Genomic DNA, 22902 nt, shown 5'->3' with positions numbered 1-22902 from the left:
GTGGGCCATGAAACATGAAGGCTTGCGTCTGAGTTAGCGGGAGCGTTGGTGGTGTGAGGGGCTCTCCAGAAAATCTCGGAGGCCATGGATGGCCGGAGCGAAGCGCACATGGATGTGCTCGTAGCGTTTTTCTGGAGAGCCCCTCACACCACCGACGCGGACGAGCACCAATACAAGAGATTTCGACAATGCTAAAAAAACTACTCATCGCTAACCGCGGCGAAATCGCCGTCCGGGTCATCCAGACAGCCAAGGCGTTGGGCTACCGAACCGTTGCCGTCTACTCCGAAGCCGACGCCAACGCCCTGCACGTTGAACAAGCCGACGAAGCCGTCTGCATAGGCCCGGCACAGGTTGCCGCCTCCTACCTGAACGCCGACGCCATCCTCGATGCCGCCGCCAAAACCGGCGCCGACTGCATCCACCCCGGCTACGGCTTCCTATCGGAAAACTCCGGCTTCGCCAAAACCATCAAACAGGCCGGCCTAACCTTCGTCGGCCCACCCGAAAACGCCATCGAACTCATGGGCAGCAAACGCCGCTCCAAAATCGCCATGCAGGAAGCCGGCGTCCCCGTGGTGCCCGGTTATGAAGGCAACAACGCCAACGACGACGAACTCATCACAGCAGCCAAAGACATCGGCTACCCCCTCATGCTCAAAGCCTCCGCCGGCGGTGGCGGCCGGGGCATGCGCCTGGTGGAAAGCGAAAACGAGCTGGCCGACAACATCAAGCGGGCCCGCTCAGAAGCCAAGCAAGCCTTCGGCGACGACGAACTGATCATCGAGAAAGCCGTTATCGAACCCCGCCACGTGGAAATCCAGGTCTTTGCCGATCGCCATGGCAACGCCGTGTACCTGGGCGAACGGGATTGCTCCGTGCAGCGCCGGCACCAGAAAGTGGTTGAAGAAGCGCCCTCACCCTTTGTTACACCTGAGTTGCGCAAAGCCATGGGCGAAGCGGCCGTCAAAGCCGCCCTGGCCTGCGGCTACGAAGGCGCCGGCACCGTGGAATTCCTGGTCGACAAAGACCGCAACTTCTACTTCCTGGAAATGAACACCCGCCTGCAGGTGGAACACCCGGTCACCGAACTGATCACTGGTCAGGACCTGGTCGCCTGGCAGCTGATGGTCGCCGAAGGCCGCCCGCTGCCGCTAGCGCAGGACGAGATTGAACTCAACGGCCATGCCATCGAGGTGCGCCTGTACGCCGAAGACCCGGCCAACGGCTTTACTCCACAAACCGGCACCCTGCATCAATTTACCCCGGCCGAAGGGAAAGGATTGCGCTACGACACCGGCGTGCGCTCCGGCGATGTGGTCAGCCCCCATTACGACCCCATGCTGGCGAAAGTCATTGCCTGGGGCCAGAACCGGGACGAAGCTCGCCGCCGGCTGATCCGGGCCCTGGAAGATACCGCCGTATTTGGTGTGACCACCAACCGGCACTTCCTCAGTCGCATTATTGCCGACGACACCTTCGGTGCCGGTGAAGCCACCACCGCGTTCCTGCAACAGGCGTTCAAGGATGATCCATCCCTGGCGCCCCAGCCGCTCACCATCCGTGAACTGGCCCTGAGCGCCTGCGTTCTCAGCTTAAGCGGCACAGGTCAGGAGGGCTGGAGCAACGCCCCGGCTACGGTCATGCCCATGAAGCTGGAAACTCAAGATGACAGCCTGGGACTGCTGGTCCGCCACAGCGGCCACACACTGCAAGTATCCCACGGCGAAGAACATTACGAGCTGCAGCTGCAAAGCCATGAACCTGGCCTGCTATGCATTATCGACAACGGGGTTCGTCAGCGGTGCCAATACTACCGGAGCGGAGATTCCCTATATTTGCAGGCATTCGGGCGCTCCTGGTCAGTTCGGGACATCACCCACCAGCCGGCACAGGGTGCCCAAGGCGCCGGCAGTGGCAAGGTACAGGCCAGCATGGACGGCGGCATCATTGATGTGTTGGTGGCCGAAGGGGATCAGGTTGAACAGGGCCAGACTCTGGTAATCCTGGAAGCCATGAAAATGGAGCACCCGGTGAAAGCCGATCGCAGCGGCACCATCGGCCAATTGCTCGCCCGGCAGGGTGATCAGGTTAAACGGGGCCAACTGCTGGTTCAGGTAGAAGCTAACGAGGAGGCCGACGCATGAGCCGACTCCATCAACGCACCGTGTTCATCACCGGCGGCAGCCGGGGCATCGGCCGCGCCATCGCCCTGGCCTGCGCCCGGGAAGGCGCCAATGTGGTGATTGGCGCCAAGACTGATACACCGCATGCGAAACTACCGGGCACCATCCACACCGTGGCGGAGGAAATCCGCAACGCCGGCGGCCAGGCGCTGCCGCTGGTGCTGGACGTGCGGGATGAACGCCAGGTAAGGCAACGAATGGAAGAAGCCGCCAATCATTTCGGCGGCATCGACGCACTGGTCAACAACGCGGGCGCCATCCGCCTGACTGGTGTCGAAAACCTGAAGGTAAGCCGCTACGACCTGATGCACCAGGTCAATGCCCGGGCGGTGTTCACTTGCAGCCAGGCTGCCCTGCCCTGGCTGAAGGAATCCGGTGGCCACATCCTGAGCCTGTCGCCGCCACTGAACCTGAACACCCGGTGGTTTGCCCAATACGGGCCCTACACCACCACAAAATATGGGATGACCATGCTCAGTATGGGTATGGCCGAGGAATTCCGCCGCTACGGCATCGCCGTGAACTGCCTGTGGCCGAAAACACTGATCGCCACGGCGGCCATCGAGTACGAAGTGGGCGGGCCGCAACTCATGGCCCAGGGCCGCAAACCGGAGATCATGGCGGATGCGGCCATCAGCATTCTCTCCCGCACGGCAGAGGAACTGACGGGGCAGGCGCTGATTGATGAAGAGGTGCTTCGTCAGGATGGCATAGAGGATTTTGAACACTACCGGTACGCACAGGGCGACAAACCGCTACTGCCGGATCTGTTCCTGGATTAGCCGCGGGGCTCTTTGTGTTGCTCCGCGGTTCAAAACCTATAAAGACAATGACGACTGAAACGGAAGCAACATGAGCCAAGACATCGTAACCGCGCGCGACATCCTACGCAGCCTGCCAACGGTCCTGAAAAAATTCCCCTATGTGGCCAAGGGGCTTTATTACTACCGGCTGAAGGACGACAACAAAGACCTGACGCTGGGCCGGCTGGTTGAACGCAACGCCGACAAATACCCCCAACGCCCGGCCATTCTGTTTGATGACCGCACCATTACCTGGTCAGAGCTCGACGCCTGGAGCAACCGGATTGCCCATTACCTGAAAGATCAAGGACTGGTGAAGGGCGACGCCATTGCCGTGCTTCTGGATAACCGCCCGGAACTGCTGGCCACCGTGGTTGGCGCCGCCAAGGTCGGCGTGGCCTGCGCCATGCTGAATACCTCACAGAAGGGCAAGGTCCTGGCCCACAGCATCAACCTGATCCAGCCTCGTATGCTGGTGGTGGGCGCTGAGCTGGTTGACCACGCCGAGGGTGTGCGCGACGAGATCCAACTACGCCATACCAAGCCTCTGCAGTACCTGGCCGATGCCAATACCCTGAATACGTTTGGTGAAGAACCGCAGGGCTACACCAACATGGCGCTCGAAGTCAGCCAGCGGTCGTCCACCCGCCCCATGCTCTCCAACAACGTCACCATGGGCGATACGGCTGTTTATCTGTACACCTCCGGCACCACTGGCTTGCCCAAGGCCGCCCCTGGCTCACACCGCAAGTTTATCCGGGCCTATGGCGGCTTTGGCATGCTGTCCCTCGCCATGGAACCAGAAGACGTCCTGTACTGCACCCTGCCCCTGTATCACGGCACCGCGCTGCTGGTGTGCTGGGGTTCGGTACTGGCCGGAGGCTCCGCCATCGCCCTACGCCGCAAGTTCTCCGCCAGCGCGTTCTGGGACGACGTCCGAAAATACAACGCCACCACCTTCGGCTATGTCGGCGAACTCTGCCGCTACCTGCTGAACCAGCCCGCCAGCGCACAGGACCGCAACCATGGCCTGACCAAAATGATCGGCAATGGCCTGCGCCCGTCTATCTGGACTGAGTTCAAGGAGCGCTTCGGCATCGACAAAGTGGCCGAGCTGTACGCCTCGTCTGAGGGCAACATCGGCTTCAGCAACTTCTTCAACATGGACAACACCGTGGGTTTCTCCACTGCCCCGTACAAGCTGGTGAAGTACCACGAAGGCACCCGTGACCCGATCCGCAATGACAAAGGCCGCCTGGAAGAAGTGAAGAAAGGCCAGCCAGGTTTGCTGATCGGCGAGATCAACAAGAAGTGGGCGTTCGAGGGCTACACCCAAAAAGAGGCCACGGAAAAATCGATCCTTCGTGATGCCTTCAAAAAAGGCGATGCCTGGTTCAACACCGGCGATGTGCTGAAGGAAATCGGCTGCCGGCACCTGCAGTTTGTCGACCGCATGGGCGATACCTTCCGCTGGAAAGGGGAGAACGTTTCCACCACCGAAGTGGAAAACATCATCGACGGCTCCGGCATGGTTCAGGAGGCGATTGTCTACGGCGTGGAGATTCCGAACACCAATGGCAAAGCCGGCATGGTGACGCTGGTGCCGCAGAATCCGGAGGCGTCCTTTGATGCGGACAAGCTATTTGCTTACCTTCAGGACAATTTGCCACCGTATGCGATACCGGTATTCGTGCGGGTAACCCACGCCATCGAGAAGACGGGCACGTTCAAGTACCGGAAGGTGGATATTCAGAAGCTTGGCTACTCTCTGTCCAGCCCCCATGAGGAAGTTTATGCGTGGCTGCCGGGCGCATCCGGGTATACGCAGCTTACGCCGGAGTTGGTGGCCGATATCGATGCTGGTGGTGTTCGGTTCTGACTTTTGGTGGTGGGGTCTAGTTCGGCCCTAGCCTGCCGGGTTTCGGGGGTGGTGAGAGTGGGGACTCCCTCCCAAAAAACGCTACGAGCACATCCATGTGCGCTTCGCTCCGGCCATCCATGGCCTCCGAGATTTTTGGGAGGGAGTCCCCACTCTCACCCTCGAATTTCGGGGCAATAGTCAGCAAAAACAGGACTCACCAGCGTCATTATTCAGATGACTATTCCTCGATGCTCGAACGCCGGGTTGGGGACGTCTTCCAAAAAATCTTGAGGGCCAGGGATGGCCCGAACGAAGCGCACATGGATGTGCTCGTAGCGTTTTTTTGGAAGACGTCCCCAACCCGGCGCACACCTGAACCAGAAGGCTAGGAAACCAGCTCAGACCAAGGTTCAGGAACCAACCCGAAGAACAATCTTACCCGTGGCACGGCGACCGGTCAGGGCACCCAGAGCCTCGGCGTACTGGTCGAATTCGAATACCTCGCTGACCTTCGGGTCGATTTTGCCCTCGCTGTACAGCTGCAACAGCTCCATCATGTTCTTCGCACTAGCCTCCGGCTCCCGCTGGGTGAAGCTGCCCCAGAACACCCCGACCACCGAACAGCCCTTCAGCAACGTCAGGTTTGCCGGTACCTTTGGAATATCGCCTGCGGCAAAGCCGATGATCAAGTGGCGGCCGTTCCAGGCCATAGAACGCAGGGCCTGTTCGGTGAAGTCGCCGCCGACCGGGTCGTAGATCACGTCCACACCCTTGCCTTTGGTGAGCTTCTTCACCGCTTCTTTCAGGGATTCTTCAGAGTAGTTGATCAGCTCATCAGCGCCGGCGGCCTTGGCCACCTCCAGCTTTTCGGCTGTGCTGGCCGCCGCGATTACCTTTGCGCCCATGGCCTTGCCTAGTTCAACGGTCGCCAGACCAACACCACCGGTGGCGCCAAGCACCAGCAAGGTCTCGCCAGGCTGAATGTTAGCCCGCTGTTTCAGCGCATAATAGGAGGTGCCATACACCATCATGAAACCGGCCGCCTGTTCGTAAGGCATGCCGTCTGGTAGGGGCAACAGATTGGATTCAGGGGCAACCACTTCTTCAGCAAACGCACCCCAGCCTGTGAGGGCCGCCACCCGGTCACCTGGCTTGAAGTGGGTCACTTTCTCGCCCACTTCGAGCACTTCACCCGCCAGCTCGCCGCCCGGTGAAAACGGCATGGGTGGCTGCAGTTGGTATTTGCCCTCTATGATCAGGGTATCCGGGAAGTTGAGGCCCGCGGCCTTCACCCGGATTTTCACGCCCCGGCCCTTGGCCTCCGGGCTTGGGATGTCTTCAATAACCAGGTTTTCGGCAGGTCCGTATTCTTTGCACAGAATGGCTTTCATGATCTCTCCTGATACCTTGGGGCCGATCAGCGTAACTGCAGTGTTCGGGCTCAAGCGGCGTCTTGTTCAGCTTTTTTATTGAATCGCACCAAGCTAAACGCAGTTGCATCATGAAGCAAATCAAGATCGCTTATCGTTTCGTATAAACCACGCTGATTCAGCCCTACAACATAGTCGCGCTGACCGCCAGCGCCACGACCAGGCCCACCGCAGCAACAACCAGCCCGGCTTTAAGGCCTGGTGACAGCGTTTGTGGGGCGGGTGACGTACTGCGGACCGGCTCGTCGTAGTTGACCAGCTTCTGGTCCTGACTGGAGCGGCGGATCAGGTCGATCATTTCTTCACACTGGGTGCTGTCAAAAGCGGATGGATTGAACTCTGGCAAGTGGTGCTTCTGAAGAAATGCCTGAACATCTGCAGAGGCCGGCACGTACTTCATCGACCAGTTTGTGAACGACCGCTCGGCCACCGGCTCCTCGATCAACGTCCGGACATTACGATGCCTTGGGTCCTGAAGAATTCTCTGGTAAGTGTCCCGAACGGCTTCTTCTTCGCCTTCCAGGTATTGGAAAAAGCGGTTGTCACCGTAATACAGCCCGCCCACAAGGCCCACTTTTCCGTTGTTCCGACGAGACACAAGCAGAATACGGGCAACGTGGGGCTCAACCCCTTTCTCCAGAGGTTTGGCTTCAAAGGTTGCTTCACTGGCGTAGGCAAGGCGAATCAGCGGCATTTATGGTGTACTCCGGATCAATGAAAACAGGGGTCGTTGAACATACGCCATGTCAGCGGCTGGCAGATCACTCTTCAGGTAATTCTGTATCCTGTCTCCGTTCTTCATCATTTCTCGGCACAGGTGGGGTGCCGTCAGGTGAATCCAAGCCCGTTTTCGGCTATCCTTCGCACTCCCGTTTGATCACCCTTGCTTACGTACACTTTCTGCCCCAGAGCCGGCCATGTTCGACATCATCTATACACTTGAAATGATTGGGGTTGTGGCATTTGCCATTTCCGGCATGATTGTCGCTCGTTCGAAGAACATGGACCCGGTGGGCATTTTTGCCATCGGTTTTATTACTGCGCTGGGTGGCGGCACGTTGCGGGATCTGATCATGGATAACCACCCGCTGTACTGGATCAAGCACCAGGAGCAGCCTATCCTGATTCTGGCCATGGCGATTGTATTCAGTTACTGGAGCCGGGCGCACAGCCTCAAGGAATCCCGTATTGTTTTCCCGGATGCCATTGGCCTCGGCATTTTCTCGATTCTCGGCGCCCAGTTGGCGCTGGACCTGGGCCACTCCTGGTTTATCGCGTCCATGCTCGGCGTAATGACGGGCTGCTTCGGCGGCGCACTGCGCGACACTCTGTGCAACGAAGTGCCCTTCATCTTTCGTAAGGATCAGATCTACGCCTCCATCGCATTCGCCGGATGCTGGCTGTACTTTGTGTGCCAGTGGTTACTGGAAAGCGAGTCTATCGCCCTGACCATCGGCCTGTTGTTCATAGTAACCGTACGCATGCTGGCCGTCCGTTTCGATATCCGGCTACAGCGAGATCACAGCACGGGCTGAACGGTCAATCATTCCCTGGCCTTGGCCTGAGACCCGTGAGCCGGTAAGATTGCCGTTTTTTCACCCAGTTCACGATTTCCGCACGTAAACAGAGTTTCAAACCCCAACCCAGGCATCCCGAGAGGCAGACCCCCGTCATGCTTGAACGACTGTTCCAACTCCAGGCCCACGGCACCAATGTTCGTAAAGAAGTGGTAGCGGGCATTACCACCTTCCTGACCATGGCGTACATCATCGTGGTCAACCCCAGCCTACTGTCCTCCACCGGCATGGATTTCGGTGCGGTATTTGTTGCGACCTGCCTGGCGGCAGTGATCGGCACCCTGATTATGGGCTTGTGGGCCAACTACCCGATCGCACTGGCCCCGGGCATGGGCCTGAACGCGTTCTTCTCGTTCACCGTGGTAGGCAGCATGGGGTACACCTGGCAGGTGGCCCTGGGCGCGGTATTTCTCTCCGGTTTTCTGTTCTTCCTGCTGAGCATCTTCAAGGTGCGGGAGTGGATCATCAATTCCATTCCCATGTCTTTGCGGTTTGGTATTTCTGCCGGCATTGGCTTCTTCCTGGCCCTGATTGCCCTGAAAAACGCCGGCATTGTAGTGGATCACCCCGCGACGCTGGTCAGCCTGGGTGACGTCATGGTGCCAGAGGCACTGCTTTTCTTCGGTGGTTTTGTGCTGATCTGTGCGCTGTCTTTCCGTCAGATCACCGGTTCTGTGATGATCGGCATTATCGCCATTACCGTGATCGCGATGATGCTGGGCATGGTGGAGTATCAGGGGCTTGTGTCGGCCCCACCAAGCATTGCCCCCACCTTTATGCAGCTAGACCTGGCTGGCGCCCTGAACGTAGGCATGATCAGCGTGGTGTTTGCCTTCCTGTTTGTGGACCTGTTCGATACTTCCGGCACCCTGGTGGGCGCTGCCCAAAAAGGCGGCCTGCTGGATAAGGATGGCAAGCTGCCGCGCCTGGGCCGGGCCCTGATGTCAGATTCGGTAGCAACCATGGCGGGCTCTGCACTGGGTACATCCACCACCACCAGCTATGTGGAATCCACCGCCGGTATCGCGGCAGGTGGCCGCACCGGCCTGACCGCCGTCGTGGTCGCCCTGCTGTTCCTGGCCTGCCTGCTGTTCTCACCCATTGCCAGCGTTATCCCGCCTTACGCAACGGCCCCGGCGTTGCTTTACGTTGCCTGTCTGATGGCCAGCGGTCTGAAACTGGTGGACTGGGACGACATCACCGACATCGCACCGGCCATCGTCACCGCCTTGATGATGCCGCTGACGTTTTCTATCGCCCATGGTATTGCCCTCGGCTTTATCACCTACGTGGCAGTCAAGGCCCTGGCCGGCAAATGGTCTGATCTGAACTGGAGCGTCACCACCATCGCCGTTGTCTTCGTTCTGAAATTCATGTTTCTGGATCTGGCGTAAGCCGGGTCCACACAGGTGAGTTATGGATTATTTTTCCGAGAGTATAAAGAAAGCCATCCGCACCGTGCCGGACTGGCCAAAGCCCGGGGTTTCCTTCCGGGATATCACCACGGTTCTGCAAGACAAGACCGCATTTCGCAAGCTGATTGACGCCTTTGTGCACCGCTACCACGGACAGCACATCGATGCCGTGGCAGCAGTGGATGCCCGCGGTTTTATCATCGGCTCAGCCCTCGCCTATGAGCTTAATGCCTCACTGGTGCTGGTGCGCAAGAAAGGCAAGCTGCCCTTTGATACCCTGGTGGAAGACTACGAGCTGGAATATGGCACCGCGTCGGTGGAGCTGCACAAAGACGCCTTCAAGCCGGGCGATAAAGTGGTACTGGTAGACGACCTGATCGCCACCGGCGGTACCATGCTGGCCGCTACCCGGCTCATCCGCCGCATCGGTGCGGAGATCGTGGAAGTAGCGGCGATGATCGACCTGCCGGACCTGGGCGGTTCGCGCAAGCTGCAGGAAGAAGGCCTGCAGGTTTATACTGTGTGTTCGTTCGAGGGAGAATAATTACCGTTACAGGAGGCGACCATGCCCGATTATCAGCATCACTGGAAAGATGGCACACCGGTTCATCTGCCCCTGGGCAAAGTCGTGTGTATTGGTCGCAACTACGCCGAACACGCCCGGGAACTGAATAACCCGGTGCCGGATGAGCCGCTGCTGTTTATCAAACCTTCAACGGCAGCGGTGCACATCACCCGCCCTCTGGACTTCCCCCGCAATCATGGCGAAGTCCACTTCGAAACCGAGCTGGCCGTGCTCATCGGCCGGCCGCTCACCAACGCTTCTGCCAGCGAAGCCGAGGGTGCCATTCTGGGCTACGGCCTGGCGCTGGACCTGACGCTGCGGGATGTACAAAGCAAGCTCAAGGAGAAAGGCCAGCCCTGGGAGCGGGCCAAGGCCTTTGACGGCGCCTGCCCGCTCTCCCCGTTTGTGGCTGCCGACAAGCTTCCCAAAGGCAACATCCGTTTCACTCTGGACATAAACGGACAACGCCAACAGACCGGCGACACCCGTGATATGCTGAACCCAATTGTGCCGCTGATCGCCCACATGAGCAGCCAGTTCACCCTGCAGCCCGGGGACGTGGTGCTGACCGGAACTCCCAAAGGCGTCGGGCCACTGGTCTCCGGCCAGACCCTGTCGCTGGAACTGGAAGATGTGCTGTTTGTGGAGACAACAGTGGTCTGATTTGCCCGCCTGAACGCATATTCAGGCGAACCACGCGTTTCAGGGGAAACAGACAGGACCATGGCGAAGAAACCAGTTACGTCCCGTACAGGACGCTTCTTCAAACTCGCGGGCATGACCGCCTCCGTGGCGGGCCAGTACGCGGGCCAGAGGGCCCGGCGCATGTTCCGCACGGTCGACGACGAAGGCGCTCGTAGCGAAAGTTACACCCGTATGGCCGGCGAGATTGCCGACACCTTGGGTGAACTCAAGGGTGCAGTGATGAAGGTGGGGCAAATTGCGTCCCAGACCCAGGACTTCCTGCCCAAAGAGTTTTCCCAGGCTCTGGAAAAACTCCAGAAAGAAGCCCCACCCATGCCTTTCGATGTGATTCTCGCGCAGGTCGAGAGCGAGCTGGGCAAACCGGTGGGCGAGCTGTTCGAGTACCTGCAGGAAACCCCGTACGCCTCCGCCTCCATCGGCCAGGTACATCGTGCTCGGCTGCACGACGGCACGGATGTGATCGTCAAGGTGCAGTACCCCGGCGTGGATGAATCCTGCGACTCCGACCTGAAACAGCTACGCCTGGCCCTGAAACTGGGCGGCCTGCTGAAAATGCCCAAGGAGACCGTTGATCAGCTGTTCGGTGAAATTCGTGAACGCCTTAAGGAAGAACTGGACTACGAAAACGAAGCCCGCAATCTCAAGCTCTTTCACGAATTCCACAAAGACCAGCCCTGGGTTGTTATTCCGGAGGTGGTCGACAGCCACTCCACCCGGCGGGTACTGACCCTGGAGCTGGTTGAAGGCGACCACGTCAGCCAGGTGACCCCGGAACGCTACAGCCAGGAAACCCTCAACGACATCGGCCATCGTATCTTCACCATCATGGCCGACCAGTTGTTCCGCTTCCAGTGCATCCACGGCGACCCACACGCCGGCAACTTCGCCTACCGGCCGGACGGCACTATCATCATGTATGACTTTGGCTGTGTAAAAAAATTGAAGCCGGAAATCGTGGAGGCGTACCGGAAAGCTTTGATCGCGGCTCTGGATGAAGACTACCAAGCACTTGATCAATACCTTATCGACCTGGGTGCCCGCGTGGATAACCAACCAGCAGTAGACGAAGCCTACTACGCCATGTGGCGGGACATCCTGATCACTCCGTTCCTGAATGATGAGCCTTACGACTTTGCCGAGGCCGACATCCACAAGCACGTAGCGGCAAAAACCAGCACCGTGTTCAAGTACTTGGATTACTTCAAGCCACCCGTGGAGAGCATCTTTATAGACCGGATGATTGCAGGGCACTACTGGATGTTAAAAAGGCTGGGCGTACAGGCGGCCTTTAGATCAGAACTCGAGAAATACCTCCGTGGTTGAGGCAAGAGTCCTGTCGGGGGGGGGCAACTACCGAGCGCAGTGCTGCTATGGGGAGGGCTTTCCAAAACACGCTCCTTGCGGCACATCCCTGTGACGCTTGGGCTCCGCCATCCATGGCTCCGCACAGTTTTGGAAAGCCCTCCCCATAGCAGCACTCCAAACATGGGTGCTAGGTCAACGTCGAGACCCACTCACTCAAGCCGTCACTCGCACTTTTGCGAATGACCCTTGCCCTGGAAACCGAGGCAGGCTCGCCGGGATCAATCACCGTGATGGGCACATCAATATCCACTTCATAAACCAGGCCGGCAGCCGGGTATACCTGCAGGGACGTGCCCACGATTAACAGCCGGTCAGCGGTACGGACCACTTCCGCCGCCGCATCCAGCATCGGCACTTCCTCACCGAACCAGACAATATGCGGCCGCAGCTGAGTGCCGCGTTCGCATACATCGCCGGGGTGAATTTCCTTGTAGCCGATGTCGTAGATCAGCTCGGGGAAACCAGAGCTGCGGGCCTTGGTGAGTTCGCCGTGAAGGTGTAGCACGTTGGTGGAGCCGCCCCGCTCGTGCAGGTCATCCACGTTCTGGGTAACCACCGTGACGCGGTAGCGGCTTTCCAGCTCGGCCAGCAGGCGATGGGCAGGATTGGGCTGAGCGGATTCCAGCTGGTGCCGGCGCTCATTGTAGAAACGCAGCACCAGTTCCTGATTACGGGCAAAGGCCTCCGGCGTGGCCACGTCGTACACGCTGTGTTGCTCCCACAGGCCGCCGCTGTCGCGGAAGGTGGAGAGACCGCTTTCAGCGCTGATACCAGCGCCGGTGAGCACGACTATGTGTTCCTGCACTCGCCGAAAACCTCGCCTTCAACGAACCCGGATCAATCGAAAATCTTGCCCGGGTTCATGATGCCATTGGGGTCGAACACCTGCTTGATGCCGCGCAGATAGGCAATTTCCGCCTCGCTGCGGGTGTACTGCAGGTAGGGCTTCTTGGTCATGCCCACACCGTGTTCGGCGGACACACTGCCCTGATAGCGTTCGACGATCTCAAACACCCACTTGTTCACCTGCTGGCATTTCTCGAAGAAATCCTCGTTAGCCATACCTTCAGGCTTGAGAATGTTCAGATGCAGATTGCCGTCACCAATATGACCGAACCAGATGATCTCGAAGTCCGGGTAGTGATCGGTCACCACACTCTCGATTTCCTGCAGGAAACCCGGCACTTTTGACACCACCACGGAAATGTCATTCTTGTAAGGGGTACGCGGGGCAATCGACTCGGAAATCCGCTCCCGCAGCTGCCACAGGTTCTGGGCCTGGGTTTCGCTCTGGCTGATCACGCCATCCAGTACCCAGCCTTCCTCTACGCAGTGCTCGAACAGCGCCATGGCGTCGTCCATCACCTGGTCAGAGACTGCCTCGAACTCCAGCAGCGCATAGTAAGGTGCTTCAGTTTCAAACGGGGCCTGCACCTGGCCGTGAGCCAGAACGTGGCCCATGGCCTGATGGGAGAAGAACTCGTAGGCGGTCAGGTCCAGCTTGCTCTGGAACTTCTGCAGCACATCCATGGTGTTGGTCAGGTCCCCCAGCCCCAGCACCAGCACCGTCAGGTTGTCTGGCTGGCGGGTGAGCTTCATGGTGGCTTCGGTAATAAAGCCCAGGGTACCCTCGGCACCGATAAACAGATGGCGCAGGTCGTAGCCGGTGTTGTTCTTTTCCAGGTCCTTGTTCAGGTCCAGGATATCGCCCTTACCGGTGACCACTTTCAGGCCAGCCACCCAGTCGCGGCTCATGCCGTAGCGGATCACCTTGATGCCACCGGCATTGGTGGACAGGTTGCCGCCGAGCTGGCTGGAACCCGCTGAGGCAAAATCCACCGGGTAGTACAGGCCGTTTTCTTCGGCAAAATTCTGCAACTGTTCAGTCACCACCCCAGCCTGACAGCGCACAATTCGGTCGCTGGCGTTGAAATCCAGAATCTGATTCATGTTGTCGAACGCGACGACCACCTCACCGTTCGCCGCCACCGCACCGGCACTCAAACCCGTGCGTCCGCCTGAGGGCACCAGCGCTATCTGGTGCTCATTGGCAAACTTCACCAGCGCCTGCACCTGCTCAGTGGTCTTGGGCAGAACAATTGCCAGTGGTTTGGGAGGATAAATCTTGGTCCAGTCCTTGCCGTAGGTGTCCAGGTCGGCCGGGTCCGTCAGCACTTTTCCCGGTGCGTCACCGGCGGCCACCAGCTCTTTCAGGGAAGCAATGATCTGTTCGGAATTCATGGATGCGTCAGTCTCGTCAGGTTTGGGCCGGGCCTGTGGTTCGGCGATTCGCAAGGAATTGATTCAGGCAAACCGGCGCGCTGTGAAAAGTTCCTTTTATGGTATCATACCGCCCCTGTTCTGTGAGCCGGGTTGACGATCCCCGGCCGCGGTCATTTCACGTGACGAAAGGTTCGGAAGCAAGCCCATGTCAAATACGTCTCTCGAAAAGAGCAAAATCCGGATCCTGCTGCTGGAAGGCGTGCATCAATCCGCCATTGATACCCTGAACGCTGCGGGTTACACCAACATTGAGTACCTGTCCCATTCCCTGGGCGAGGAAGAGCTGATCGAGAAGATTGCCGATGCGCACTTCGTCGGTATCCGCTCCCGCACCCAGTTGACCGAGAAGGTATTTGACGCCGCCAAAAAGCTGGTGGCCGTGGGCTGTTTCTGTATTGGCACCAACCAGGTCGACCTGCAAGCCGCCACCCGCCGTGGTGTTGCGGTATTCAACGCACCGTTTTCCAACACTCGCTCCGTCGCCGAGCTGGTATTGGCCCAGGCCATCCTGCTGCTGCGCGGCGTGCCTGAGAAGAGCGCCAAGGCGCACCGGGGCGAATGGCTGAAATCCGCCAAGAACAGCTACGAAATCCGTGGCAAGAAGCTTGGCATCATCGGCTACGGCAATATCGGTACCCAGTTCAGTGTTCTGGCCGAAGGCTTGGGCATGGATGTGTACTTCTACGATGTGGTCTCCAAGCTGTCGATTGGTAATGCCACCCAGGTAGGCACCCTGCAGGAACTGCTGAACATCGCAGACGTGGTTTCCCTGCACGTACCGGAAACGCCGGCCACCAAGTACATGTTCAAGGCCGAGCAGTTCGCCCAGATGAAGCCTGGCTCCATCCTGATGAACGCATCCCGGGGCACCGTGGTCGACATTGACGCCCTGGCCGACGCCCTCCGTTCCGGCAAGCTGCTGGGTGCTGCGGTAGACGTGTTCCCGGTTGAGCCGAAGTCCAACGATGAAGAGTTCATCTCTCCGCTGCGCGAGTTCGACAACTGCATCCTGACCCCCCACGTGGGCGGTTCTACCATCGAGGCTCAGGAAAACATCGGTCGCGAAGTGGCCGAGAAGCTGGCCATGTACAGCGACAACGGCACCTCCGTATCCTCTGTGAACTTCCCGGAAGTGGCCCTGCCGTCGCACCCGAACCAGCACCGCCTGCTGCACATCCACGAGAACGTGCCGGGCGTGATGTCCGAGATCAACCAGGTATTCTCCGAGAACGGCATCAACGTGTGTGGCCAGTACCTGCAAACCAAGGAGGACATCGGTTACGTGGTGATTGATGTCGACAAAGCCTACGGTGAGCTGGCACTGGAAAAACTGCGCCAGGTGAAAGGCACTATCCGTTGTCGGGTACTGTTCTGAGCGCAGTGCTTACGCAAAAAACCGGGGCCTGGCTCCGGTTTTTTTATGCCATTTCGGGCCACAATACCCCGAATCAAGGTGACTTCAACAAAACTTAATCCTGACGCCCTTGAGTTTCCAGCACCCGAGGCCATGCTGGTAGGTACCACTCATTGAAACGGTCGTGGTAAATGCCCGGCCCGACAGGAGAGTTAGCTATGTCATTGAAGGATTCTTTGCAGCGAAAACTGGAAACCCAGACCGAGCACTGGAGCAAACAGATCGAAAGTCTGAGAGCTGAGGCCAATGAGAAAATTGCCAAAGCAAAGGACGAAGAAGCTGAGGCCAAGATTCAGAGGGACTTCTCAGAACGCATCCAGGCCATGGAAGACCAGATTGAAACGGCCCGAACCAAGCTGGGCGAGCTGAAGGAGTCTGGCGAGAACCAGCTGGATGAACTCAAAAAACGCATTGATGAGTGGCTGCCCAGTAACACCAACTGATGCCACACCTGCCAACACGGCAAACAAAAAGCCCCGGTCTTTGCAGCCGGGGCTTTTTCGTTGGGCGATGGCAAAACCCGGCCGGGCTTTACTGCATCGGCACCAGAGTCAACTCAACACGACGGTTCTGCTCACGGCCAGAAGCGGTGTCGTTGGAGGCGATCGGGTAACGCTGGCCATAGCCCACAGCGCGGGTCCGGCGCGGCTCAATACCCTGATTCAGCAGGAAGTCACGAACGGATGACGCGCGGCGCTCTGATAACAGCTGGTTGTAGTTTTCAGATCCTGTGCTGTCGGTGTGGCCTTCGATCTGGATAATCGTCTTGTCGAATTCCTTGAGCACCAGAGCCACGGATTCCAGGGTGTCGTTGAAGCCAGGGCGGATGGTGGACTGGTTGGTATCGAAAGTGATGTTGCCAGGCATGATCAATTCAATCTGGTCACCGTTACGAACCACCCGAACGCCAGTGCCTTCCAGCTTATGACGCAGCTCGGCTTCCTGACGATCCATGTAGTAGCCGATACCGCCGCCGATGGCCGCCCCACCAGCCGCACCGATCAACGCGCCCTTGCCGCGGTCACTTTTGCTGGAGGTTGCCGCACCCACAGCAGCACCACCGATAGCACCAATAATACTGCCCTTGGTGGCACTGGAGGTCTTCTCCTCACCAGTGTAAGGGTCGTAAGTCATACAGCCACTGAGGCCAACGGTTGCCACTGCAAAGGCAAGAATGGTCTTTTTCACTGCTATCTCCTGCTTCAGTTCCTGACTGGCGGCCACCAAGTGGCGCAAACCAATGTGTTATTCCGCGAACGTATCAATAATGGTGTTAAACACCGTCGCCTGCAAATCCTGCGCTTCGTTTACCAGATGATGACGCCCATCCGGGATTCTTTGTTCCCTTACTGAGGCAAATTTATTCCGGATAATCCGCAAATTGTGCTGCCAGTCCACGGTCAGATCCTTTTCCCCCTGGACCACCGTCACCGGAAAATCCACCGGCCGTGCCGATTCTATATGTGGCACCCATTTACGCAGGGCCGTCACCCAATCCACATGCACGGCTCTGGCCTGGAGGGGATCATGCTCCCGCAGGAAGTCCAGAAAGCGCGCGTTGCCACTGTTGGCTCCGAACACCCTCCGCCAGCGGGTCAGGAACGGCTTGACCAGACTGTGCAGAATCTTGGCGCCCAACCACCCCATGGGACGAACCAGTGGCGCCAGCAACACCACCCTGCGGAAATCCGAGGTTTCCCGGTTATGGTGATTCGATAACAGGTAGTCGATCAGAATCGCCCCACCCGTACTCTGGCCTACCGCAAACCAGGGGCCGCGGATTTTATCCCGCACATGGGCCATCACCTCCGACAACACCGCCTGGTACTCCAGAAAGCTACCTATGGCTGCCGGCGTACCGCTGGACAACCCGTGCCCGGGCTGATCGTAGGCCAAGACATCAAAACCGGCCCCAAGGCAGCGGTCAATCAGCTGCGTGTACAGCCCCACATGATCAAAGTAACCATGCAGAATGAACACCGTGCCTTTGGGGGCAGACGACTCCGGCAGCCGGAAGTAATGAACCATCACCTCATGCCGTTCAGCCTTGATGTAACCCTGATGGTAAGTAACCTCCGGGTGCTCTACCCATAAGTCCAGGCCATAAAAACGGCAGTAGGCCTCCATCTCGACACTGAGTTCACGGTTGATGGCCGGATCAAAGGGTTCCAGACGATCCAGCAAAGAATGTCTGTCCCAGTTCGGAATTTCTATGGTATCTGTTTTCCAGTACACGTAGAGTTAAACGCCTGTCATGAATCGAGAATTGTTCGACATCCTAACGCATTCACGAGGGAGAACACAGATGTTCCAGCCGCTTCTTGAAGCCGGGCTGCGCCAGACAATGCAGCGCTTGGTCCGCCCGATGCTCTCGAATGCTGTACCCCTGAAACTGCAACGCCAGTTGATTCGCCAGGCCTATCGGTCGTCTGTGCCTCCGCGCGGCGCCCGATTTGTCCGAGACGACCTGGGCGACGTTCCCGTGTTACGAACCACGGCAACAGCAACGCCATCCGGAACGATCCTCTACCTCCACGGCGGCGGCTACATTATTGGCTCTGCAAGCACCCATCGGGGTATCACCGGGCACCTGGCCAAGCTGTCCGGGTGCGAAGTGATTACCCCCGATTACCACCTGGCTCCGGAACATCCGTTCCCGGCAGCTCTGGACGATGCCGAATCCGTTTACCTGGCGCTGATCAGCCAGGGCCTGTCGGCCAATAGCCTTGCCTTGGCCGGTGATTCCGCCGGCGGCGGATTATCCATCGCTCTGGCGATGAAGCTGCGTGACCACAAACACCCGCTGCCCTCCTCAATCACCTGTTTCTCGCCCTGGGTTGATCTCAGCCAGGGCGCGCTCTATCAGCCGGAGCGCGAGCCGGTGTTGCAGGAAAGCTGGACCGCCAACGCCGCCCGAATGTACGCCGGCGACACACCGCTGACCACGCCACTGATATCGCCGGTGTATGGCCAGTTGGATAACTTGCCGCCGTTACTGATCCAGGTTGGCAGCGAGGAAATTCTACTGAACGATGCTACCCGGCTGGCAGATATCGCCAAGCGAGATGGCGTAGCAACCCGGCTGGAGATCTACAATAACCTGTGGCACGTGTTTCAGGTCCATTGCGGCCAACTGGACCGCGCCACCGAGGCCGTGCAGGTTGCCGCCGACCATGTCAGGACCCATCTGGCAAGCTGAGAGCACCTCTGATAAGCGCTTCTTTACGGGCTTTGGACCAGCGTTTGACCTGCCATTCCAGTTGCGAGGCCCGGCTACGGTTTCCGACCGATGCCTGGAATGCCAGGGTCAAAGGCCCTTTGCCTCGCAGGCTGCGGGCCCCCTTAGGGGCCCCGGCCTGATGCTCTGAGAAGCGGCGTTCCACGTCTGTGGTAATGCCGGTATACAGGCTGCCGGTTCTGGTGCGAACTAGGTAGAGGTACCAGCCCTCACCCATGGTCGAGCCCCCGCTGCCGAACCCGAACCTTCTGCTGCTGCAACCACAACCCGGCCATGATCAGCGTCAGCCCAACGTAGGTAGACGGCATGATGGTTTCGCCGAGAATGAAGTAGATAAACACCAATGACAGAAACGGTGAGATGAAGATCAGGTTGCTGACCTTCGCCGTGTTCTCAGCCTTTTTCATAGCCTGGGACCAGAGCACAAAGGCGATTCCCATCTCGAACACACCCACATAGACCGCCGCGGTCAGGGATCGGCCCAGCGGCAGTTCGAGCCCCACCGTGTACCAGCACGCCAGGGTTATGAACGGCAAGCCAAACAGGAAATTCAGGAACAGGCCAACCACAGGGTCACGGGTGTCGCGGGTGGCAATAATCCAGTAGCTGGCCCACACCAGGGTGCTACCCAACGCGAAGGCGACGCCCAGCGGATCTGAAAAGCTGAGGCTGGTGACCGCGCCCCGGGTAGCAATGACCACCACGCCGGCATAGCAAACCAGACCAGCCAGGATGTCGATGCGGCGCAGTTTCTGGCCCAGAAAAGGCACCGAAAGATAAGCAAGCACCAACGCCCAGGTATAGTTGAGAGGCTGCGCTTCCTGCGCCGGCAGGCGGTCAAAGGCGCCGAACAGGAAGAAATAGTACAGGCACGGGTTGATCAGACCCATCCCGACAGACTGCAGGTACTGCCGCCGGGAAAGTTCAAATACCAGATGCCAACGGCCCTGGGCCATCAGGATTCCACCCATGACCAATACTGAAGCGGCGCAAGCCACCAGCAACATCTGCACCGGAGCCAGCTCGGCCAGGGCCAGTTTGAAGGCGGTTGCCACAGTGGACCACAGCAACACGGTTGCCAGGCCATAGAGCATGGCCTGCTTCTGATTAGTCATTTGCCGGTCCTGTTTCGGTTTCCAGCCAGCGGTAAAGCGTCCGCCGGTTGATACCCAGAATCTGGGCTGCCCGACGCTTGTTACCATCCACCGCCGCCATCACCCGGCGCACATAGTCCTGCTGTAAGGCCTCCAGCGTTGGCCACTCTGACAGATTGACCGAACCCGGTGCCGCCAAAGGCTGGGGAGAGACCCCCTGACGCTTTCGGATGCGCTCCGGCAAATGCTCCGGTTGAATGGTATCGCCCTCGCAGAAGGTAACCGCCCGCTCAACGGCACTGGACAACTCCCGAACGTTACCAGGGAACGGATAGTCCCGAAGCACTCGAAGGGTCACATCACTGAGTTTGATAAACCCCCGGTTGTGGCGGCGGCAGGCTTCCTTGAGGAAATGCATGGCCAGCAATTCAACATCCTCACCCCGTTCCCGAAGTGGCGGAATACCGAGAGACAGGGTTTCCAGGCGATAGTACAGATCCTCCCGGAACTCCCCCTGCTCCACCGCCTTCATAAGATCAACGTGGGTGGCGGCGAGAATCCGCACATCCACGGTTTCCTCATGATCAGAGCCGACCGGCTTGATGGAGCCTTCCTGAAGCACCCGTAGCAGCTTGGCCTGCAGAGCCAGGGGCATCTCACCAATCTCGTCCAGCAACAAGGTGCCACCACTGGCTTCCGCAAACAGCCCCTTGCGCCCCTGTCTGGCGCCGGTAAAGGCGCCGGCTTCATGGCCAAAGAATTCACTTTCCATCAGGTCCGGCGGAATGCCCGCACAGTTTACGGCCAGGAACGCCTGCCCGGCCCGATCACTCTGCTGGTGCACTGCCCGGGCCACCAGCTCCTTGCCGGTCCCGCTTTCACCGTTGATCAGAACCGCCGCCTGGCTACGGGCCACCTGCCGGATTTCGGTGCGCAAGCGCGCCATGGCCGGACTGTCGCCCACCAGGCCCAGGTTATTTCCACCATTCTGACTGGCCTGAATCTCCGCCAACTGCCGGTTGATGTCCGCCTGGGCCAACAGCCGCTTTATCTTGAGCCTCAGGTGGTCCGTCGAAAGGGGCTTGGTCAGAAAATCATCGGCACCGGCTTTCAGTGCATCCACCGCCTGATCGACCGTGCCAAAGGCGGTAATCACGATAAAGGGAATGCCCGGATGCTCTGCCTGCTGAAACGACAGCACCTGCAGGCCGTCGCCATCCGGCAGTCGCAGGTCCGAGACGATCAGGCTTGGCCGTTGTTCCCGCAGCTGCTGCCGGGCCTCATCAACGGTCCCGGCCCGGAGCATGGTGTAACCGTCCATCTCCAGCTCTTCGGCCAGCAACTGGCCCAGGCTCTGGTCATCCTCAACCAGTAATATGGTTGCTACCGAATCACTCATACGCCGGTCTCCCTGGGAAAATACAGACTCATTCGACACCCGCCCAGGCTACTCTCCTCCACACCCACACGACCTCCATGTTCCTTTATGACGCTGTTCACAACGGCCAGCCCCAGGCCGGTGCCCTCGCCAGCAGGGCGGGTACTGTAGAAGGGCTCGAAGATCTTGTCCCTATCCTCAGGCGCAATACCCGGCCCGTCATCCTCTATCCGGATTTCCCAGCAATCATCGGACTGATGGGCCGTTACCCTTAGCCGGCTGCGGGCAGACTGGCAGCCATTACGGATAACATTCAGGCAGGCGAGGCCAACCCGTAGCGGCTCAGCCCGGGTGGGCATGGACTGATCAATGCCTTGGGTCTCAAGCTGACAACGACTGCACCGTTCGTCTTCGGATGCGCGGGCCAGAACGTCTCGCAGAACATCAGACAGGTCCAGTGGTCGCCTGGAGTCTGGCACGTGCCGGAAACAGTCCAGTAATTGCTGAATGATGGTGGTCATCCGCTGCACCTGGTGCTCAATATCCTTAAGGTGCCGCTGTTGATCGTCCGGCAGCCCCGCCCTGGCGAGTATCCGGGCACGGCCCTGAATCACATTCAGCGGCGCCCCCAACTCATGGGCAACCCCGCCGGCGACGCGGCCGATCATGGCCACCTTCTCCTGGTACTCCAGTTGTTCGGCCAGCGCTCTTTCCCGGGCAATCCGGTCTTCGATCTCGGCCTCGGCATCGCCCATGCGCCGGCCCATATCCCGAATACCCCGATGAATCTGTCGCAACTCCCGAGGGCCGGCCGCAGGGGTCGCCAGAAGCCAACGGCCAGGCGCCAGTTTATCCATGTTCTCCATCAATCCATTCACGTGGCGCCCCACAGTACGGTAATGCCCCAGCACCACCACCAGGATGATGGTCATAGCCAGTACAGACCAGATCCCCACCGCCCACCAGCGGCTGGAGGCCACCAGGTCGTGGAAGTCACTGCGCTGTCGCGTCACCTGTAGCAGGCCCTGAATACGGCCGTCTTCGCCGACCAGTGGCGTAAACTGCGAAAACACCGATTCGCCATCAACCCGCCGGAAAGCACCGCCCAGCTCGCCACTGGCGATGACCCGCTCGGCACTCACGCTGTTGGTGACGTCAGAATCCGCCACCCCAAGGCTCGCCACCCGGTTACCTTCTTCATCAAACACGGACGCCCCGGAAATGCGGCCAATCTGGAAGATGGATTTAAGGGATTCCCCAAGCACCAGTTCGTCTTTCTCCACAAGGGCATTGGACAGCGGGCCGCTGACCGCCCTGGCAACCAGCTCAAGGTCTTCGCGAAGGCGCTCATTCAATGCTTTTTCGACCGCGCCCAGGCCGATGTATATCGCAATACCACTGAACATCAGCAGCGGAACCACGATGCTCAGAACCAGCGTCAACTGCAGCGAGCGAAACAGGTCACCAATACGGCGGCCAAGGGAAGCCATGAGCGATTCCTATGTAGAAGTGTCACAGCATTTGTGCCACATGTGGCATTTCGCCACAACCAGAATTACCCGAACGTAATGCTAATACAATCACAAAC

General features: G+C 58.8%; 21 protein-coding genes. 11 read left to right on the top strand and 10 right to left on the bottom strand.

Annotation, left to right across the window (positions count from 1 at the left end; genetic code table 11):
- Window positions 1-188 precede the first annotated feature (188 nt).
- From ACZ5Q2_RS09680 to ACZ5Q2_RS09670, 3 genes are all read left to right on the top strand, one after another.
- Window positions 189-2147 (top strand): acetyl/propionyl/methylcrotonyl-CoA carboxylase subunit alpha, encoded by a 1959-nt coding sequence (locus ACZ5Q2_RS09680; RefSeq protein WP_432210208.1) that lies wholly within the window; start codon window positions 189-191, stop codon window positions 2145-2147.
- On the top strand, window positions 2144-2968 hold the full coding sequence (locus ACZ5Q2_RS09675) for an SDR family oxidoreductase (RefSeq protein ID WP_061331611.1): 825 nt from the start codon (window positions 2144-2146) through the stop codon (window positions 2966-2968). The genes ACZ5Q2_RS09680 and ACZ5Q2_RS09675 overlap by 4 nt, the downstream gene beginning before the upstream one ends.
- Window positions 2969-3038: 70 nt before the next feature.
- Window positions 3039-4868 (top strand): long-chain-acyl-CoA synthetase, encoded by a 1830-nt coding sequence (locus tag ACZ5Q2_RS09670; protein WP_061331612.1) that lies wholly within the window; start codon window positions 3039-3041, stop codon window positions 4866-4868.
- 392 nt (window positions 4869-5260) lie between these two features.
- On the opposite strand, the gene ACZ5Q2_RS09665 is transcribed toward ACZ5Q2_RS09670, so the two are convergent.
- Both ACZ5Q2_RS09665 and ACZ5Q2_RS09660 read right to left on the bottom strand, forming a co-directional pair.
- Complete coding sequence (locus ACZ5Q2_RS09665; protein ID WP_061331613.1) at window positions 5261-6241, bottom strand: NADPH:quinone oxidoreductase family protein; 981 nt, start codon at window positions 6239-6241, stop codon at window positions 5261-5263.
- Window positions 6242-6404: 163 nt separating this feature from the next.
- Window positions 6405-6974: a BLUF domain-containing protein gene (locus ACZ5Q2_RS09660; RefSeq protein ID WP_061331614.1), complete on the bottom strand. Its 570-nt coding sequence runs from the start codon at window positions 6972-6974 to the stop codon at window positions 6405-6407.
- 223 nt (window positions 6975-7197) lie between these two features.
- On the opposite strand from ACZ5Q2_RS09660, the gene ACZ5Q2_RS09655 reads away from it, so the two are divergent.
- From ACZ5Q2_RS09655 to ACZ5Q2_RS09635, 5 genes are all read left to right on the top strand, one after another.
- Window positions 7198-7815, top strand: coding sequence for a trimeric intracellular cation channel family protein (locus ACZ5Q2_RS09655; protein WP_061331615.1), 618 nt, complete (start codon window positions 7198-7200; stop codon window positions 7813-7815).
- A 137-nt stretch (window positions 7816-7952) separates the two neighbouring features.
- A complete protein-coding gene (locus ACZ5Q2_RS09650; RefSeq protein ID WP_061331616.1) occupies window positions 7953-9251 on the top strand; it encodes an NCS2 family permease in 1299 nt (432 codons plus the stop codon).
- A gap of 22 nt (window positions 9252-9273) precedes the next feature.
- A complete protein-coding gene (locus ACZ5Q2_RS09645; RefSeq protein ID WP_044384149.1) occupies window positions 9274-9816 on the top strand; it encodes an adenine phosphoribosyltransferase in 543 nt (180 codons plus the stop codon).
- Between the two features lie 21 nt (window positions 9817-9837).
- Window positions 9838-10500, top strand: a complete 663-nt coding sequence (locus ACZ5Q2_RS09640; RefSeq protein WP_061331617.1) for a fumarylacetoacetate hydrolase family protein — start codon at window positions 9838-9840, stop codon at window positions 10498-10500.
- 60 nt (window positions 10501-10560) lie between these two features.
- Window positions 10561-11865 carry an ABC1 kinase family protein gene (locus ACZ5Q2_RS09635; RefSeq protein ID WP_061331618.1) on the top strand — a complete coding sequence of 435 codons (1305 nt, stop codon included), beginning with the start codon at window positions 10561-10563 and terminating at the stop codon, window positions 11863-11865.
- A 169-nt stretch (window positions 11866-12034) separates the two neighbouring features.
- Here the strand turns inward: ACZ5Q2_RS09635 and ACZ5Q2_RS09630 are convergent, their stop codons facing one another.
- A complete protein-coding gene (locus ACZ5Q2_RS09630) occupies window positions 12035-12712 on the bottom strand; it encodes an SIR2 family NAD-dependent protein deacylase (RefSeq protein WP_061331619.1) in 678 nt (225 codons plus the stop codon).
- Window positions 12713-12744: 32 nt separating this feature from the next.
- Entirely contained in the window at window positions 12745-14148 is a 1404-nt protein-coding gene (locus ACZ5Q2_RS09625; protein ID WP_061331649.1) for an FAD-binding oxidoreductase, read from the bottom strand.
- 187 nt (window positions 14149-14335) lie between these two features.
- Between ACZ5Q2_RS09625 and serA the strand changes: the two genes are divergently transcribed.
- Together serA and ACZ5Q2_RS09615 are read left to right on the top strand one after the other, a co-directional pair.
- Window positions 14336-15565, top strand: coding sequence for a phosphoglycerate dehydrogenase (gene serA / locus ACZ5Q2_RS09620; RefSeq protein WP_061331620.1), 1230 nt, complete (start codon window positions 14336-14338; stop codon window positions 15563-15565).
- A 197-nt stretch (window positions 15566-15762) separates the two neighbouring features.
- The gene (locus ACZ5Q2_RS09615; RefSeq protein WP_061331621.1) at window positions 15763-16047 is read left to right on the top strand and encodes a hypothetical protein; all 285 of its coding nucleotides are present in this window, start codon (window positions 15763-15765) and stop codon (window positions 16045-16047) included.
- Window positions 16048-16135: 88 nt separating this feature from the next.
- Here ACZ5Q2_RS09615 and ACZ5Q2_RS09610 read toward each other — a convergent pair whose 3' ends face one another.
- Together ACZ5Q2_RS09610 and ACZ5Q2_RS09605 are read right to left on the bottom strand one after the other, a co-directional pair.
- The gene (locus tag ACZ5Q2_RS09610; RefSeq protein ID WP_061331650.1) at window positions 16136-16792 is read right to left on the bottom strand and encodes a YiaD family glycine zipper/OmpA-like lipoprotein; all 657 of its coding nucleotides are present in this window, start codon (window positions 16790-16792) and stop codon (window positions 16136-16138) included.
- A gap of 57 nt (window positions 16793-16849) precedes the next feature.
- Complete coding sequence (locus ACZ5Q2_RS09605) at window positions 16850-17839, bottom strand: alpha/beta hydrolase (RefSeq protein ID WP_061331622.1); 990 nt, start codon at window positions 17837-17839, stop codon at window positions 16850-16852.
- A gap of 70 nt (window positions 17840-17909) precedes the next feature.
- Here ACZ5Q2_RS09605 and ACZ5Q2_RS09600 point away from each other — a divergent pair, with 70 nt between their 5' ends.
- Window positions 17910-18803: an alpha/beta hydrolase gene (locus ACZ5Q2_RS09600; protein ID WP_061331623.1), complete on the top strand. Its 894-nt coding sequence runs from the start codon at window positions 17910-17912 to the stop codon at window positions 18801-18803.
- Here ACZ5Q2_RS09600 and ACZ5Q2_RS09595 read toward each other — a convergent pair.
- Genes ACZ5Q2_RS09595 through ACZ5Q2_RS09580 form a run of 4 tightly spaced genes read right to left on the bottom strand, consistent with a single transcriptional unit; the run spans window position 18781 to window position 22804 of the window.
- Window positions 18781-19059, bottom strand: a complete 279-nt coding sequence (locus ACZ5Q2_RS09595; RefSeq protein ID WP_061331624.1) for a GIY-YIG nuclease family protein — start codon at window positions 19057-19059, stop codon at window positions 18781-18783. The two genes, ACZ5Q2_RS09600 and ACZ5Q2_RS09595, sit on opposite strands and share 23 nt — an antisense overlap.
- Window positions 19052-19957: a DMT family transporter gene (locus ACZ5Q2_RS09590; RefSeq protein WP_061331625.1), complete on the bottom strand. Its 906-nt coding sequence runs from the start codon at window positions 19955-19957 to the stop codon at window positions 19052-19054. Before ACZ5Q2_RS09590 ends, ACZ5Q2_RS09595 begins: the two co-directional genes overlap by 8 nt.
- Window positions 19950-21335 (bottom strand): sigma-54-dependent transcriptional regulator, encoded by a 1386-nt coding sequence (locus ACZ5Q2_RS09585; protein WP_061331626.1) that lies wholly within the window; start codon window positions 21333-21335, stop codon window positions 19950-19952. The genes ACZ5Q2_RS09590 and ACZ5Q2_RS09585 overlap by 8 nt, the downstream gene beginning before the upstream one ends.
- On the bottom strand, window positions 21332-22804 hold the full coding sequence (locus tag ACZ5Q2_RS09580; protein ID WP_061331627.1) for an ATP-binding protein: 1473 nt from the start codon (window positions 22802-22804) through the stop codon (window positions 21332-21334). The genes ACZ5Q2_RS09585 and ACZ5Q2_RS09580 overlap by 4 nt, the downstream gene beginning before the upstream one ends.
- Window positions 22805-22902: the final 98 nt, after the last annotated feature.

The organism is Marinobacter alkaliphilus (assembly GCF_055394375.1).
The sequence above is the reverse complement of the archived record's forward strand: the minus strand, read 5'-3'. Positions and strand labels throughout refer to the sequence as shown.